Annotated in this window: 16 protein-coding genes; 12 read left to right on the top strand and 4 right to left on the bottom strand. The window is 67.7% G+C overall.

Going from position 1 to position 14,290, the window contains the following annotated elements; genetic code table 11:
- Positions 1-34: 34 nt before the first annotated feature.
- The 10 genes from IM767_RS06020 to IM767_RS06065 all read left to right on the top strand — a co-directional run bounded on the left by IM767_RS06020 (position 35) and on the right by IM767_RS06065 (position 10,075).
- Positions 35-1,351: an ABC transporter substrate-binding protein gene (locus IM767_RS06020; protein WP_109212145.1), complete on the top strand. Its 1,317-nt coding sequence runs from the start codon at positions 35-37 to the stop codon at positions 1,349-1,351.
- Between the two features lie 11 nt (positions 1,352-1,362).
- Positions 1,363-2,310 (top strand): carbohydrate ABC transporter permease, encoded by a 948-nt coding sequence (locus IM767_RS06025; RefSeq protein ID WP_109212144.1) that lies wholly within the window; start codon positions 1,363-1,365, stop codon positions 2,308-2,310.
- A 1-nt stretch (position 2,311) separates the two neighbouring features.
- A complete protein-coding gene (locus tag IM767_RS06030; RefSeq protein ID WP_109212143.1) occupies positions 2,312-3,223 on the top strand; it encodes a carbohydrate ABC transporter permease in 912 nt (303 codons plus the stop codon).
- A 1-nt stretch (position 3,224) separates the two neighbouring features.
- A complete protein-coding gene (gene rpiB / locus IM767_RS06035; RefSeq protein ID WP_109212142.1) occupies positions 3,225-3,716 on the top strand; it encodes a ribose 5-phosphate isomerase B in 492 nt (163 codons plus the stop codon).
- A 61-nt stretch (positions 3,717-3,777) separates the two neighbouring features.
- Positions 3,778-4,554: an RraA family protein gene (locus IM767_RS06040; protein WP_109212141.1), complete on the top strand. Its 777-nt coding sequence runs from the start codon at positions 3,778-3,780 to the stop codon at positions 4,552-4,554.
- Between the two features lie 59 nt (positions 4,555-4,613).
- Positions 4,614-5,606: a LacI family DNA-binding transcriptional regulator gene (locus tag IM767_RS06045; RefSeq protein WP_162564405.1), complete on the top strand. Its 993-nt coding sequence runs from the start codon at positions 4,614-4,616 to the stop codon at positions 5,604-5,606.
- Positions 5,603-6,391, top strand: a complete 789-nt coding sequence (locus IM767_RS06050) for an SDR family oxidoreductase (RefSeq protein WP_109212139.1) — start codon at positions 5,603-5,605, stop codon at positions 6,389-6,391. The genes IM767_RS06045 and IM767_RS06050 overlap by 4 nt, the downstream gene beginning before the upstream one ends.
- A 36-nt stretch (positions 6,392-6,427) precedes the next feature.
- Positions 6,428-7,429, top strand: a complete 1,002-nt coding sequence (locus IM767_RS06055; protein WP_109212138.1) for a sugar phosphate isomerase/epimerase family protein — start codon at positions 6,428-6,430, stop codon at positions 7,427-7,429.
- A 135-nt stretch (positions 7,430-7,564) separates the two neighbouring features.
- Positions 7,565-9,001, top strand: coding sequence for a glycoside-pentoside-hexuronide (GPH):cation symporter (locus tag IM767_RS06060; protein ID WP_109212137.1), 1,437 nt, complete (start codon positions 7,565-7,567; stop codon positions 8,999-9,001).
- 33 nt (positions 9,002-9,034) lie between these two features.
- Positions 9,035-10,075 (top strand): zinc-dependent alcohol dehydrogenase family protein, encoded by a 1,041-nt coding sequence (locus IM767_RS06065; protein ID WP_109212136.1) that lies wholly within the window; start codon positions 9,035-9,037, stop codon positions 10,073-10,075.
- 30 nt (positions 10,076-10,105) lie between these two features.
- On the opposite strand, the gene IM767_RS06070 is transcribed toward IM767_RS06065, so the two are convergent.
- The 4 genes from IM767_RS06070 to IM767_RS06085 are packed head-to-tail and all read right to left on the bottom strand — an operon-like array spanning position 10,106 to position 12,337.
- On the bottom strand, positions 10,106-10,867 hold the full coding sequence (locus IM767_RS06070) for a hypothetical protein (RefSeq protein WP_109212135.1): 762 nt from the start codon (positions 10,865-10,867) through the stop codon (positions 10,106-10,108).
- Positions 10,864-11,601 (bottom strand): ATP-binding cassette domain-containing protein, encoded by a 738-nt coding sequence (locus IM767_RS06075; protein ID WP_109212134.1) that lies wholly within the window; start codon positions 11,599-11,601, stop codon positions 10,864-10,866. Before IM767_RS06075 ends, IM767_RS06070 begins: the two co-directional genes overlap by 4 nt.
- Positions 11,598-11,852 carry a helix-turn-helix domain-containing protein gene (locus tag IM767_RS06080; protein ID WP_109212133.1) on the bottom strand — a complete coding sequence of 85 codons (255 nt, stop codon included), beginning with the start codon at positions 11,850-11,852 and terminating at the stop codon, positions 11,598-11,600. Before IM767_RS06080 ends, IM767_RS06075 begins: the two co-directional genes overlap by 4 nt.
- Positions 11,852-12,337 carry a DUF2975 domain-containing protein gene (locus IM767_RS06085; protein ID WP_109212132.1) on the bottom strand — a complete coding sequence of 162 codons (486 nt, stop codon included), beginning with the start codon at positions 12,335-12,337 and terminating at the stop codon, positions 11,852-11,854. Before IM767_RS06085 ends, IM767_RS06080 begins: the two co-directional genes overlap by 1 nt.
- Before the next feature lie 221 nt (positions 12,338-12,558).
- On the opposite strand from IM767_RS06085, the gene IM767_RS06090 reads away from it, so the two are divergent.
- Both IM767_RS06090 and IM767_RS06095 read left to right on the top strand, forming a co-directional pair.
- Positions 12,559-13,470, top strand: a complete 912-nt coding sequence (locus IM767_RS06090) for an ABC transporter ATP-binding protein (RefSeq protein ID WP_109212131.1) — start codon at positions 12,559-12,561, stop codon at positions 13,468-13,470.
- Positions 13,467-14,276 carry an ABC transporter permease subunit gene (locus IM767_RS06095; RefSeq protein WP_109212130.1) on the top strand — a complete coding sequence of 270 codons (810 nt, stop codon included), beginning with the start codon at positions 13,467-13,469 and terminating at the stop codon, positions 14,274-14,276. Before IM767_RS06090 ends, IM767_RS06095 begins: the two co-directional genes overlap by 4 nt.
- Positions 14,277-14,290 lie beyond the last annotated feature (14 nt).

Consider the following 14,290-nt stretch of genomic DNA (forward strand, 5'->3'; position numbering starts at 1 on the left):
CCCGAGATCGCATCTCAACGAAGAGGAGCACAACATGACGAAGAAGTACACCCGCATCGCCGCCGTCGCGGCTGTGGCCGCCGGCGCCGTCGCGCTGACCGCGTGCGGTGGAGGAGGTCCCTCGTCCGAGGCATCGGGCGAGGTCGAAGGCGGCATCGGCTACGGATTCTGGGGCACACCTGCCCGCGCCGAGAAGGCCGACGCCGTGATCGAGCTGTTCCAGTCCGAGTACCCCGATGCCTCGGTGGAGGGTGAGGTGGCCGACTACTACGCCTACATCGAGCGGCTCACCGTGCGGGCTGCGGGAGGCGACCTGCCCTGCGCCACCGGATCGCAGAGCACGTTCTTCGCGCAGTACGCCGACAACGGCGTCCTGCGGTCCCTCGACGACCTCATCGAGTCCGGACAGATCGACGTCAGCGGGATCCCCGACGATGTGCTCGCGGCGGGCCAGATCGATGGCGAGCAGTTCATGATCCCCACCGGCACCTTCGTACGACTCCTCGCCTACAACGCCGACATGGTCGCGACCGCCGGTGTGGACGCGCCGACGAACGACATGACGTGGGAGGAGTACGCCGACTGGCTGGCCGATGTGCAGGCGACCCTGCCCGCGGGCGTCTACGCCGCTGAGAACGAGGGCGGACTGATGTTCACCTTCTCGTCTTGGGTCATCGGCCACGGAGGCGAGGTCTTCACCGAAGACAACGAACTCGGCTTCGACAAGGAGATGCTGGCGGACTACTTCCAGTACTGGCTCGATCTCAACGACGCGGGTGTGATCCTGCCTCCGTCATCCATCCCCGAGCAGAACGGCGCGCTCGAGCTCACGCCCATGGCCGTCGGCACGGCCGTGGCGGGGACCCGCGACATCCCGCACATCTACATCACCGAGCAGGCGCTCGCGGGTGCGGGCAAGCCCGCGAGCATCGAGCAGGTCTCCATCCCCAGCGAGGATGCGGATCAGTCGGCCAACATCCTCGGTTCGAACGGCATCTCCATCCCGGAGGCCTGTGACAACGTGCCGACCGCAGCCGCATGGATCGACTTCTTCGCCAACGACGTCGACGCGGCTCTGGCTTTCCAGTCCGACAACGGCATCCTCACCAACACCGACGCACAGGACGCCCTGCTCGACGACGCCGAGACGCCTGAGGGTGTCAAGCAGAACGTCACCATCCTGCGGGAGCTCACGGAATCAGGCGACCTCACCACGTCTCGTTACCCGGCGGGACTCAACACCATCAGCAATGAACTGCTGCGCCTGTACCAGTCGGTGGCGTTCGGCGAGATGACGGTCGATGCAGCTGTCGACGCCTTCTTCACGTCGGCCGAAGACGCGCTGAACTGACGGACCCGATCATGACCACCACCCTCGAGCGCCCGGTCGCTGCCGCGCCGACTGCATCGCGCAGCGGCCGGGCGCGCCGCCGGCGCGAGAACATCGCCGGCTACGCCTTCATGACGCCGTGGCTGCTGGGCTTCGTCTTCATCATCGGCGGTCCCGTCGTCGTCTCGCTCTACCTCTCCTTCACCGACTACGCGGTGATCGGAGACGCGGAGTGGATCGGCATCGAGAACTACGTGCGGATGTTCACCTCCGACCCGAGGTTCTGGGCGGCGCTGCGCGTCACGCTCATCTACCTGCTGGTGTCGGTCCCGCTGGTGCAGATCTTCGCGTTGTTCCTCGCGACGATGCTGAATCGCGGCATCCGCGGGCTTCCGATCTATCGCGCCGTCTTCTACGTCCCCTCGCTCATCGGCGGAAGTGTCGCGATCGCGATCCTCTGGCGGTTCATCTTCGAGAGCGACGGGCTGCTGAACAACGTGCTCGCCGTCATCGGGATCGAGACGAGCTACTCGTGGATCGGCACGCCCTCGACCGCCCTCAGCACGCTGATCATCCTCAACATCTGGCAGTTCGGCGCCGCGATGATCATCTATCTCGCGGGGCTGAAGAACATCCCCACGGAGCTCTACGAGGCCGCACGGGTCGACGGCGCCACCACGTGGCGGCAGTTCGTGTCGATCACGCTGCCGATGCTCAGCCCGGTGATCTTCTTCAACGTACTGATGAACGTCGTCGCGGCATTCCAGGCGTTCAACTCGGCCTACGTCGTCTCGAACGGCACCGGAGGACCGGCCGACTCGACCCTCTTCTACACGCTGTACCTCTACCAGCGAGGCTTCGTCGACTTCGACATGGGCTACGCATCGGCGCTCGGATGGGTGCTGCTGATCATCAGCGGGGCCGTCGCCGCGCTGCTGTTCGTCCTCAGCCGCCGCGTCGTCTATTACGGAGACGAGTGAGATGACCACCATCACCGAGACCGAGGCGGTCGTCGTCCCGCCGCTGCACAAGCGCGGACGCCGGGGCGACCGGCCACGCCCGATCGGCAAGCGGCAGTTCTACCGTCACCTGATGCTCATCGCCATGGCGTCGGTCATGTTCTACCCGCTGCTGTGGATGCTCGGCGCGTCGTTCCGCGACGACTCGCAGATCAACGATCCCGGGTTCTGGCCGGGCGAATACTTCACGCTCGAAGGCTACGAGCAGGGCTTCGCCGGGGTCGCAGGAACACCGTTCTGGCGCTTCATCCTGAACTCCCTGCTGGTGTCGGGGCTCTGCGTGCTCGCGAACCTCATCGCCTGCTCGCTCACCGCCTACGCCTTCGCCCGGATCGATTTCAAGTTCAAGAAGATCTGGTTCGCGGTCATGCTGGCCACCCTGATGCTGCCCCATCACGTGATCCTGATCCCGCAGTACATCCTGTTCCGCGAGTTCGACTGGATCAACACGTACCTGCCGTTCGTGGTGCCGAAGATCCTCGCCACCGACGCGTTCTTCATCTTCCTGCTCGTGCAGTTCTTCCGGGCCATTCCCCGGGAGCTCGACGAAGCGGCGCGGATCGACGGCTGCGGGCACGTCGGCATCTTCTTCAGGGTCATCCTGCCCCTGTCGAAGCCGGCACTGGCGACGACGGCGATCTTCACCTTCATCTACAGCTGGAACGACTTCTTCACCCCGCTGATCTACCTCACCGACACGGAGCTCTACACGGTCCCGCTGGCGCTGCGGTCGTTCATCGACGCCACCTCGTACTCCGCCTTCGGCGCGCTGTTCGCGATGAGCATCGTCTCGCTCCTCCCGGTGCTGGGCATCTTCATCGCCTTCCAGCGGCTGCTCGTCGAGGGCATCGCCACCTCCGGACTGAAAGGCTGACATGCGCATCGCACTCTCCAATGACCACGCCGGCTTCGTGCTGAAGCCATTCGTGAAGGACTTCCTCGAGGCGTCCGGTCACGAGGTGATCGACGTCGGCACCCAGAACGACGAGCCGGTGGACTTCCCGGTGATGACGCAGCGGGTCACGTCCCTCGTCGCATCTGGTGAGGCCGACCGCGGCATCCTCGTCTGCGGCACCGGCGTGGGGGCGGCGATCGCCGCCAACAAGGTGCCCGGAATCCGGGCGGCCGTCATCCACGACACGTACGTCGCCCGTCAGGGGGTCGAGCACGACGACGTCAACGTCGCGTGCCTGGGCGCCTGGATCGTCGGACGCAAGATCGCCGAGGACGTCATCACGGCCTACCTCGACGCCCGGTTCAGCACCGACCCAGACTTCCGGCGGCGCGTCGCGCAGCTCGCCGACATGGAAGCGGCCACCCGCGAGGCGCAGAGCCTCGTGGGCGGCCGGCACGACGGAGCCCGCTAGCTCCTGCGCACCCGCCCGCGTCGCCGACGCGGACACCATCAACAACGAAAGGTTACACATCATGGCTCTCTCCGCTGAGCGGAAGAAGGAAGTCCTCGAGATCGTCAAGAACCTGCGGGTGACCGACATCCGCGACGGGATGGACTGGATGGGGCGCCACCACTTCGGAACGGTCTCGCCCGAGATCCGCCCGCTGTGGCGCACGAAGGCGGCAGGGTTCGCGCACACCATGCGCCATATCCCGACGCAGCAGGTCGTGCCGACGATGACCCCCGAGCAGTACACCGAGTACGCCTACGAGTACTGGTACGGCAAGGTCTTCGCCAACGACATGGCCGACCTCATCGACGACACCACGTTCCTGGTGGTCGACACGTGCAACACCCAGACGCCGGCCGTCGGCTCGATGGACTCGATGATCTGGGCCGCGCTCGGGGCGAAGGGCTGCCTCACCAACGGTGGCGCTCGCGACACCGACGAGACGCTCGAGTCCAAGCACCTGCCGGTCTGGTCGCGGTGGATCGTCCAGCCGATGTACCAGGGCCGGGTCGAGTGGGGCGGCCACAGCATGCCGGTCGAGATCGGCGGGCAGCTGATCAACCCCGGCGACCTCATCGTCGCCGACGGTGACGGTGCGATCGTGGTCCCCGAGGACATCATCGACGGTGTCCTGAAGTACGCCATCCAGGAGTCCGAGCAGGACAAGATCGCCCGCGGTTACCTGTTCGACGCTCTCGGCATTCCGCGCAACGAGTCCACCGAGTCGAAGTTCGAGGTCGAGAAGCACCCCTTCGCGCCCACTGCCGAGACGCTGGCCAAGACGCTGCGTCGCGTCTGAGCCGGCCCAGCATGAGGGACGGGGCGGCGATCGCCCCGTCCCTCAGCGGAAGGAACACCGTGGCCGTCACGCGCAACGATGTCGCCCGCTCGGCGGGCGTCTCACCCGCCGTCGTCTCGTACGTGTTGAACGATGGTCCCCGTCCCGTCTCGGATGCCGCGCGGCGACGGGTCCTGGAGGCCGTCAAGCTGCTGGGTTATCGGCCGGACGGATTGGCCCGCTCGCTCCGGATGGGGCGGACGAAGACCGTCGGACTCGTCGTCCCCGATGCTTCGAACCCGTTCTTCGCCGAACTCGCCCGCTCCATCGAAGACGCGGCGTACGCGCGTGGATACGCGGTGATGGTCTGCAACAGCGCAGACGACGTCGAACGGGAGCGGACGTACATCGCATCGCTGGCGGAGCGCCGGATCGACGGGCTCATCCTGGTGTCGGCGACGAAGGAACATGATCTTTCCGACCTGACCGACCTCGCCATCCCGGTCGTCGCACTGGACCGCTCTCCCGACGAGGCGCCCGTGTCGACGATCCGTGCCGACAACGAACGCGGCGCTCACGCGGGGACCGCTCATCTGATCGCACACGGGCACCGGGCGATCGCCTTCGTCGGCGGTCCTGACACGGGCGTTTCGGATGCTCGCGAAGACGGCTGGCGGCGGGCGCTGTGTGAGGCGGATCTCGACGACTCCGGTGCGGACCGGGCGTCGTTCAGCTTCGAGGGCGGCTACGCCGCCGCCCGATCCATCGTCGCACGGCCGCAACGACCGACCGCGGTCCTCGTGTCGTCCGACATCCAGGCCCTGGGGCTTCTGCGCGGGCTCGATCGGGCCGGCCTCCGCGTGCCGGACGACATCGCGGTGGTCGCGATCGACGGCACCACCGCTGGCGAGTTCGCCGTCCCACCCTTGAGCACGGTCGCCCAGCCGATCTCCGCCATGGGGGAGCAAGCGGTCAACCACCTCATCGACAACCCGAGTGAGGTCATCCACCGAGCGCTCGAGAACGCGCTCGTCCTGCGACGCAGCTGCGGATGTGAGGAGCAGAGCACATGAACGACGAACGAAACGCCCGCACGGCGATCGACTTCGCCTTCCACGGGCAGGTCGCGATCGTCACCGGCGCCGGCAGCGGCATCGGGCGCGCCATCGCGCTCGAGCTGGCGCGCTCGCATGCCGCGGTGGGCTGCATCGACGTGACGGCGGAGGGGGCCGCCGCCACCGCCGAGCTGATCCGTGAGGCGGGCGGCAGGGCGACGCCGGTGACCGCGGATGTCACTGATCCGGTCCAGCTCGAGCGTGCCGTAGAGGCCGTCGAACGCGCCCTGGGTCCACTCTCGCTCGCGGTGAATGCGGCCGGGATCGCCGGTGCCGCGCCGGCAGAGGAGATGTCGGCCGAGCAGTGGCGCAGAGTCATCGACATCGATCTCACGGGCGTCTTCTTCTCGGCGCAGGCCGAAGCCCGCGCGATCATCCGCAACGGCGGGGGCGCCATCGTGAACATCGCGTCGATGTCGGCGACCATCGCCAACAGGGGACTCCACCAGGCGCACTACAACACCGCCAAGGCCGGAGTCGTCCATCTCGGACGCAGCCTCGCGTGGGAGTGGGCGCCTCACGGCGTGCGGGTCAACAGCGTGAGCCCCGGGTACACGTACACGCCCATGACGCAGCGCCCCGAGCAGGCATCCGCGATGGCCGGCTACGCGGCGGACACGCCGATGGGGCGCAATGCGCACCCGGAGGACATCGCCGGACCGGTGGCATTCCTTCTGAGCAGCGCCGCGGGGTACATCACGGGCGTCGACCTCCTGGTCGACGGCGGGCACGTGATCTGGTGACGACCCCTCACCGACGCGACGACACGAAGGAGACCGATGGCCACCGATAGACGATTCGGCGCAGGGATATGGCACTTCGCCACCTACGTCGACCGATACGCCACCGACGGATACGGCGAGCCCCGCTCGATCCTGGATGCCATCGAGCTCGCCGGACGAGTGCGCGATCTCTCCGTCGTGGACCTCAACTACCCGTTCTTCGGCGGATCGTTCACCGATGCGCAGATCGAAGACGCGCTCCGGCGCAATGCGCTCGACGTCATCGGCATAACGCCGGAGATCTACACGCGCACCTTCGCGAAGGGGGCGTTCACCAACCCCGATCCGGGAGTCCGGAGACGGGCCCATGAACTGGTCACCGAGGCCGCCGGCGTGGCCCGCCGGTTCGGTGCCGAGTACGTCAAGCTGTGGCCGGGTCAGGACGGCTGGGACTACCCCTTCCAGGTCGACCACCGGGCGCTGTGGAAGGCGTCCCTGGACGGCGTCGGGGCGCTGGCGGCCGAGAACCCCGACCTCAGGTTCGTCATCGAGTACAAGCCTCGTGAACCGCGCGTGCACATGAGCTTCGACTCGGTCGCGCGCACGCTGCTCGGGATCGAGCGCATCGGGCTGCCCAACGTCGGCATCCTGCTGGACTTCGGGCATTCGCTGTTCGGCGGCGAGTCTCCAGCGGATGCCGCGCAGCTCGCCATCGATCACGGGAGGCTGTTCGGAATCGATGTGAACGACAACCTTCGCGGCTGGGACGACGACATGATCGCGGGAAGCATCCATCCCATCGAGATCTTCGAGTTCTTCCACACCCTGGAGCGGAACGCCTGGGACGGGGTCTGGCAGCTCGATCAGTTCCCGTTCCGCGAGGACAGCGTGGCGGCCGCCGATGCGGCCATCGACTTCCTGAAGCTCGTCGACACGGCTCTCGGACGGCTCGACGTCGAGGCGCTCGCGACGGCTCAGGCCGAGCATGACTCGATACGCGCACTTCGGCTGGCCCAGTCGGCTCTGTACGGCTCACGATGGGCGCCTGGGCAGGGCTGAGATCATCGGCGTCGCGGGGCGCCGATCTTCGGCTCGACAGATGTCTTGCCATTTCATCAACACGTGTAGATAATTGACGGACCCGAGAAGGCCGAGCGTGCTGCGCTCTCCTTCGTGGGCCTCGAAGGAGAGAACATGACCCAACGGGCGGCAACCGAAGCCGTGACGACGCTTCCACCGCTGCGGCTGCGCTCGCTCGCCGCGTTCGGAGCGGGTACGGCCGGCGTGGCCTTCTTCATGATCCCGACCGCGTCGATCCTCCTGTTCTACTTCACGGATGTCGCGGGCATCCCCGCCGCCACCGCGGGCGTGATCCTGCTGCTGATGCGAGGGCTCGACGCGGTCGTCGACATCCCGCTCGGTCTTCTCATCGACCGCTGGAAGCCGGGGCGATTCGGGAAGTTCCGCAGGTGGCTGCTCCTGATCCCGATCCCGATCCTCATCACGACAGTCGCCCTGTTCTCCATCCCGCAGCTGGGACCGGTCGCGACGGTGGCGTGGGCGGTCGTCGCCTACTCCATGTTCGGCGTCCTCTACAGCTGCCTCGACATCCCGCTCGGATCGATCGGCGCGTCGATGACTCAGCGGCCCGCCGACCGCACCAAACTCGCCAGCGCACGCTCGGTCACCCTGCTGGGTGTACAGACCCTCATCGTTGCTCTCGTGCTTCCGATGCTCACCCCCGATCGCGACCTTCGCACCCTCTTCACTGTGACGGTGCTGGTGCTCGGAGTGGTCGGCACGATTCTCGTGTTCACGGCCGCTCTGGGTACTCGCGAGCGGGTCTCCCGTCCCACCGAGTCGGTCTCCATGCGTGATGGATTGCGGATGCTGCGGACCAATCGCCCGCTCTTCGTCATCTCCGTCACCGCGTTCCTGTGCTTCTCGGCGGCGGCCGTGTTCAACGGCGCGATGGTCTACTACATGCGCGACGTCCTGGACGCGCTGGCGCTCGCGCCCGTGGTGTCGGTCATCTCGTTCGCGCTGACGGTGACCGCTGCACTGCTCGCCCCGTGGCTCGTGCGCCGCATAGGCAAGCGACGGACCCTGTTCATCGCCGCGCTCACCTCGCTCTCCGGCACCATCATCCTTCTGTTCGTGAACACCGCGGTGGTGGGCTTCGCAGGGATCGGATTGTTCAACGGGGGACTCGGCCTGATCGTGGTGATGTGCTTCTCGATGCAGGCCGACACGGTGGAGTACGGGCAGTGGCGCACCGGCGTCCGGGCTGAGGGCACAGCCTTCGCCGTATTCGCCTTCGTGACGAAGTGGGCGGCGTCGCTCGGCGTCGCCCTCGGTGCCTTCGTCCTCGCGGGCGGAGGATACGTCGCCGGACAGGCGGTTCAGCCGGAGTCGGCGCTGGCGGGCATCCGCGCCTCCTTCGCCGGCGTTCCGGCAGTCCTCGTCCTGCTCGCGATCGTCCTCGTCTGCTTCTACCCGCTCACCGATGCGCGGTTCGCGGAGATCACCGGTGAACTCCGCGACCGGGAGCGTGAGGGGACGACGCCGACCGAATCACCGAGTTCAGCGGAGGCGACCGAGATGACGCCTTCGCCCTCTCGCACGCGCTGAGCTCCGAGCCTGCAACCAATCGAAGGACGGTCCATGCGATCCATCGTGTTCACCCATGTCGGAGACTTCTCGATCGAGGAGCGCCCGGTGCCCGAGCCGGGGCCCAAAGAGATCCTGATCGAGACAGCGGCTGCCGGGATCTGCGGAACCGACACGCACGTCCTCGACGGCGAGTTCGAAGGAACGGTGTTCCCCCTGGTGCCCGGTCATGAGGTCACTGGAGTCATCCGAGCGCTCGGCGAGGACGTCAATGCGGGGGCGTTCGACTTCCGTGTGGGCGACCACGTCGCGGTGAATCCGAGCAACACCTGCGGAGAGTGCGAGTTCTGCCAGAACGGCCACCAGAATCTGTGCCGCAACTGGGACGGACTCGGAGTCGTGGCGACGGACGGTGCGACCCAGCAGTTCTTCACCGCGCCGGCGAAGAACGTGTTCCGGTTGAGGCCCACCACGAACCTCTTCGAGGCTGCTCTGATCGAGCCGCTGGCATGCGCCATTCGCGGCTGGGATGTGCTCCCGCGTCGCCTGGGTGACCACGTCCTCGTCTACGGGGCGGGGACCATGGGGCTCATGATGGCGCAGCTCGCGCCTCGCGCCGGGGCCGCTTCAGTCACCATCGTGGACGTGAACGAGGAAAGGCTGCGCACGGCCGAGGAATGCGGTATCCCCTACCGGCACACCTCCGCGGACGACGCCGAGCGAGACAAGTGGGACGTGGTCATCGACTGCACAGGGAACATCGGCGCGATCGAAGATGCTCTCACGCGCGTGAAGCCGGCCGGGTTCTTCCAGGACTTCGGGGTGGCTCCCGCCGACCGCACCGCGCAGTTCTCGCCGTTCCGCGTCTATCGCGATGAGATCACGATCGTCGGCACCATGGCTGTCCACAACTCCTTCGGCCGCGCCGTCGAGCTCTTCGAGAGCGGCGCGCTCAACGCGCGTGCGATGATCAGCCACTCGTTCACATTGGATGACTACGCGACAGCGCTGCGCATGTTCCGAGCCGGGGAGGGCCGAAAGCTGCAGATCCGTCCGAACGACACCGAATCGCGAGCCCTGCTTCCTCAGACGTGACGGAGGACGGGTTCCCGCTGCACGCGGTCCTCACCGGTCGGCATCACTGCGCAGAAGCCGCCACCCGCCCGCGATGAGGGCGGCGATGGCCCAGGACAGCAGGATCATCGTCGAGCCCGCCGCGGTCATCGTGGCTTCGCCCGGGCCCTCGCCGAGGAAGAAGAACAGCGCGGCCGACCCGGGGAGCACTTCGATCAGCCGGGTGACCCACTCGAACGGAAGGATCTGCAGGAACAGCGGGAGGATCAGCACCAGGGCGAACACGCACACGAGCGCGGCGGCGGTGTTCCGGACGGCGAGCCCGAGGCCGATCGCGAGCAGCGCTGTCGCGGCGAAGACCAGGGCGACCGAGCCGACCTTCTCCGCCGCGGATCGGGAGAAGTACGTCAGCTGAGGCGCGAACAGCCAGATGGTGGTGCTCGATGCCACCAGAAGCCCGATCCCGAGCAGCGTGGCGGTGGTCGTGAGCACCGCGGTGCGGACGGCGAACAGGACCGTTCGCCGCGGCGTCCACTGCAGGGTGGGGATGATGTTGCCCGTCGCGTGGTCTGCGGTGGCCGCGACGGTGACGAGCACCAGCACGCCGAAGAGGCCGGGCAGCCCGATCATGCCGGCCAGCTGCCAGGGGGATCCGCCGGCCGGAGCGGAGGCGGCCGACTGCGACGCAGCGAGGGCGCTGATGCCGAGCACCCCTGCGGCGGTAGCGGCAGCGAACAGCCGGCTCGAGCGGACCGACCAGAGCCGGCTCCATTCCGCGCGCGAGTTTCGCGTCAGTGTCGCCGTCGCGGTCACGATGTCGTCTCCTCCGCGTCGGAACCGCGGTATTCGACGGATTCGCCGGTGAGGCGCAGGTAGGCCTCTTCCAGCGTCTCGTCATGCGCGACCAGATCCTCCACGGGGGCGTCGGCGAGCAGCCGGCCGCGGCCGATGATCACGACGTGGTCGGCGATCAGCTGCAGCTCGCTCATCAGGTGGGTCGACACGAACACGGTCCGGTCCTCGTCCGCGAGCCGGCGCAGCAGCGAGCGGATCCAGCGGACGCCGTCGACGTCGAGGCCGTTGACCGGTTCGTCGAAGATCAGCACCGGCGGGTCGCCCAGCATCGCCGCAGCGATGCCGAGACGTTGCCGCATGCCGAGCGAGTACCCCTTGATCCGGCGACGTGCGGCGTCACCGAGCCCGACCTGTTCGATCACGGCATCGACCCGGCTCATCGGCAGCCCGTTCGTGCGGGCTCCGATGCGCAGGTGGCTGACGCCCGTGCGACCCGGGTGCATGGCCTGAGCGTCCAGGAGCGCCCCGGCCTCGCGCAGCGGCTCTTCGAAGTCGGCATAGTTCCTGCCGCCGACCGTGGCGGATCCCGCGGTGGCGCGGTCCAGCCCCATGATGAGACGCATCGTGGTCGACTTGCCTGCGCCGTTCGGGCCGAGGAAGCCTGTGACCCGTCCGGGCGTCACCTCGAAGGTGAGGTCGTCCACGGCGCGCACCCCGTGGTAGCTCTTCGAGAGCCCGCGGACGGCGATCACGCGCTCGTCCCGTCAGGATCCGCGCCATCGCCCTCCGCGGACGCCGGCGCCGGCTCCCAGCGGAGCAGGTCGCCGGGCTGGCACTCCAGAGCCTCGCAGAGCGCGTCGAGCGTGGCGAAGCGCACACCCCTGGCGCGGCCGTTCTTGAGGGACGCCAGGTTCGCCGGGGTGATCCCGACGCGATCGGCGAGGGTGCCGACGGCCATCTTGCGACGGGCGAGCATCACATCGATATCGACGACGATGGGCATCAGATCATCTCATCCAGCTCGGTGCGCAGCGCGCTGGCTTCGGCTTCGCGGTCGATCGCCTGCCTGAGCAGGTTCTTCATCACGACGACCAGTAGCGCCATGCCCCCGAGCACCAGCGACGCCCCGCAGACCAGTCCGACGATGCCCGGTGCGGTCGTGCCCAGTGCGAGGAGCACCGCCATCGCGAACGCCAGCACAGCGGCCGCCAGGATGGCCCAGATGATCACGTCGACGTACCGGAACGACGACTCAGAGAAGACCGATCCCTTGCGGACCTTGGTGAGCAGCTGCCACACGCAGACGGCGAAAACCTGCATCGTCACCACCCCCAGCACGATCAGCGTCACGAAGACGATGCGCGCCCACAGGAGCTCGCCCTCGAGGTCGCGCCAGATCGCCGGGACGATGAACGTCTGCACGACCACAGACCCCGCCAGCGCCAGCGCGATCACGACGCGCAGTGCCCAGATTGTTGCCTTCGCCATGTGACGACCCTTCTCGCGGAACAACCGAAATGTATCGTTTTACGATTGATTACGCAATCAAAACGATCGATTGCGTTGTCCTGAGGGAGACGGATGCCGCGTCCCGGCGCGCGCGGCGGGCTCCGGCATCCGTCATCTCGGCACCGCGGTACCACCCCGTCACGTCGAAGTCATCCCGCGGGCGGACGCGCCGGATAGGAGTGCGCCCCTAGCGTGAGGGCATGATCGTTGCAGAACAGCTCACGAAGCGCTTCGGGGACAAGACCGCGGTCTCGCAGGTCTCCTTCACGGTGCAGCCGGGGAAGGTCACGGGGTTCCTCGGGCCCAATGGCGCCGGCAAGTCCACGACGATGCGCATGATCGTCGGCCTCGACCGGCCGACGGCCGGCACCGTCACGGTGAACGGCAAGCCTTACGCCCGGTTGCGCGCGCCGCTCACCGAGGTCGGCGTCCTGCTGGACGCCAAGGCGGTGCACACCGGCCGCTCGGCGCGCAACCACCTGCGGGCGATGGCCGCGACCCACGGCATCGGCCGTGCGCGCGTCGACGAGGTCATCGAGCTCACGGGCCTCGGGCCGGTGGCGAACAAGCGCGCGGGCAAGTTCTCGCTCGGCATGGGGCAGCGGCTGGGGATCGCGGCGGCGCTTCTCGGCGACCCGCACACCGTGATCCTTGATGAGCCGGTGAACGGCCTGGACCCGGAGGGGGTGCGCTGGGTGCGGCAGTTCGTGCGGCACCTGGCCGCCGAAGGGCGCACGGTGCTGCTGTCGAGCCACCTCATGAGCGAGATGTCGCTGACGGCCGATCACGTCATCGTGCTCGGTCGCGGCAAGGTGCTCGCCGACGCGGAGCTGTCCGAGCTCGTGAGCGCCTGGACGAGCAACACGGTCCGCGTGCGCTCGCCGCGCCTGACCGAGCTGGTCGCCGCGGTCGCCGGCCCCGACATCACCGTGACGGCGACCGAGCCGGGCCTCGCCGACATCAACGGCGTGACGGCCGCGTCGCTCGGCGACCTCGCCGCCTCGCTCGGCATCCCCGTGCACGAGCTCACCCCGCGCACCGGCTCCCTCGAAGAGGCCTACCTCGCCCTCACCGGCGAAGCCGTCGAGTACAAGTCCAAGGAGATCGCATGACCACCCTCGCCACCGAACCCGCGCTGCGCTCGCACGCCGGCTCGTCGTCCCCCCACCGTCTGAGCTTCGGCCGCGTGCTGCGCAGCGAGGCGATCAAGATCGTCACGCTGCGCTCCACCTGGTGGTCGCTCGGTGTCGCCGCGGCGCTGTCGATCGGCATCTCGATGATGATCGCGGCAGCCTCCGAGAGCTTCGGCGGGGGCTTCCCCGCGGTGAACGCGATCCTCTCGCCGACGCAGTTCACCATGCTCGTCGCCGGCATCCTCGGAGCGATCGTCATCACGGGCGAGTACTCGACCGGCATGATCCGCTCGACCCTCACGGCGGAGCCGCGGCGCGGCACGGTCGTGCTGGCGAAGGCCGTGGTCGTCGCCGCGCTCATGGCGGTCACGACCGTCGTCAGCTACGCGATCGCGATCGCCGCGACGGCGCCGATCCTCAGCGAGGGCATCGACTGGTCCGAGCCGGCGCAGTCCGTGGTGCCGCTGGCGTACGGCGTGCTCTCCATGGTCGTGTTCACGCTCCTGGGCCTCGGCTTCGGATTCATCGTGCGCAACGGCGCAGGCGCCATCGCCGCCACGGTCGGCGTGCTGTTCGTGCTGCCCATCGTGTTCAGCCTCTTCTCCATGGCCGGCGAGGGCTGGCAGTGGATCGTCGACCTCGGGCAGTACCTGCCGATGAACGCGGCCGCCACCCTGACCTCGCCCGGCAACGAAGAGGTCCTGCCGTCGCTCCTCGCGCTCGCGGGCTGGGCGATCGTGCCGCTCGTCCTCGGGTGGGGCGTCCTGCGCACACGGGATGCGTGACGCGTAGAGTCGAC

The organism is Microbacterium ureisolvens (genome assembly GCF_015278315.1).
GTDB lineage: Bacteria > Actinomycetota > Actinomycetes > Actinomycetales > Microbacteriaceae > Microbacterium > Microbacterium ureisolvens.

Bases quoted from the DNA above. Each gene is read 5' to 3' on its own strand.
- IM767_RS06020 (WP_109212145.1), top strand. From the start codon at position 35: ATGACGAAGAAGTACACCCGCATCGCCGCCGTCGCGGCTGTGGCCGCC.
- IM767_RS06025 (WP_109212144.1), top strand. From the start codon at position 1,363: ATGACCACCACCCTCGAGCGCCCGGTCGCTGCCGCGCCGACTGCATCG.
- IM767_RS06030 (WP_109212143.1), top strand. From the start codon at position 2,312: ATGACCACCATCACCGAGACCGAGGCGGTCGTCGTCCCGCCGCTGCAC.
- rpiB (WP_109212142.1), top strand. From the start codon at position 3,225: ATGCGCATCGCACTCTCCAATGACCACGCCGGCTTCGTGCTGAAGCCA.
- IM767_RS06040 (WP_109212141.1), top strand. From the start codon at position 3,778: ATGGCTCTCTCCGCTGAGCGGAAGAAGGAAGTCCTCGAGATCGTCAAG.
- IM767_RS06050 (WP_109212139.1), top strand. From the start codon at position 5,603: ATGAACGACGAACGAAACGCCCGCACGGCGATCGACTTCGCCTTCCAC.
- IM767_RS06055 (WP_109212138.1), top strand. From the start codon at position 6,428: ATGGCCACCGATAGACGATTCGGCGCAGGGATATGGCACTTCGCCACC.
- IM767_RS06060 (WP_109212137.1), top strand. From the start codon at position 7,565: ATGACCCAACGGGCGGCAACCGAAGCCGTGACGACGCTTCCACCGCTG.
- IM767_RS06065 (WP_109212136.1), top strand. From the start codon at position 9,035: ATGCGATCCATCGTGTTCACCCATGTCGGAGACTTCTCGATCGAGGAG.
- IM767_RS06080 (WP_109212133.1), bottom strand. From the start codon at position 11,852: ATGCCCATCGTCGTCGATATCGATGTGATGCTCGCCCGTCGCAAGATG.
- IM767_RS06085 (WP_109212132.1), bottom strand. From the start codon at position 12,337: ATGGCGAAGGCAACAATCTGGGCACTGCGCGTCGTGATCGCGCTGGCG.
- IM767_RS06090 (WP_109212131.1), top strand. From the start codon at position 12,559: ATGATCGTTGCAGAACAGCTCACGAAGCGCTTCGGGGACAAGACCGCG.
- IM767_RS06095 (WP_109212130.1), top strand. From the start codon at position 13,467: ATGACCACCCTCGCCACCGAACCCGCGCTGCGCTCGCACGCCGGCTCG.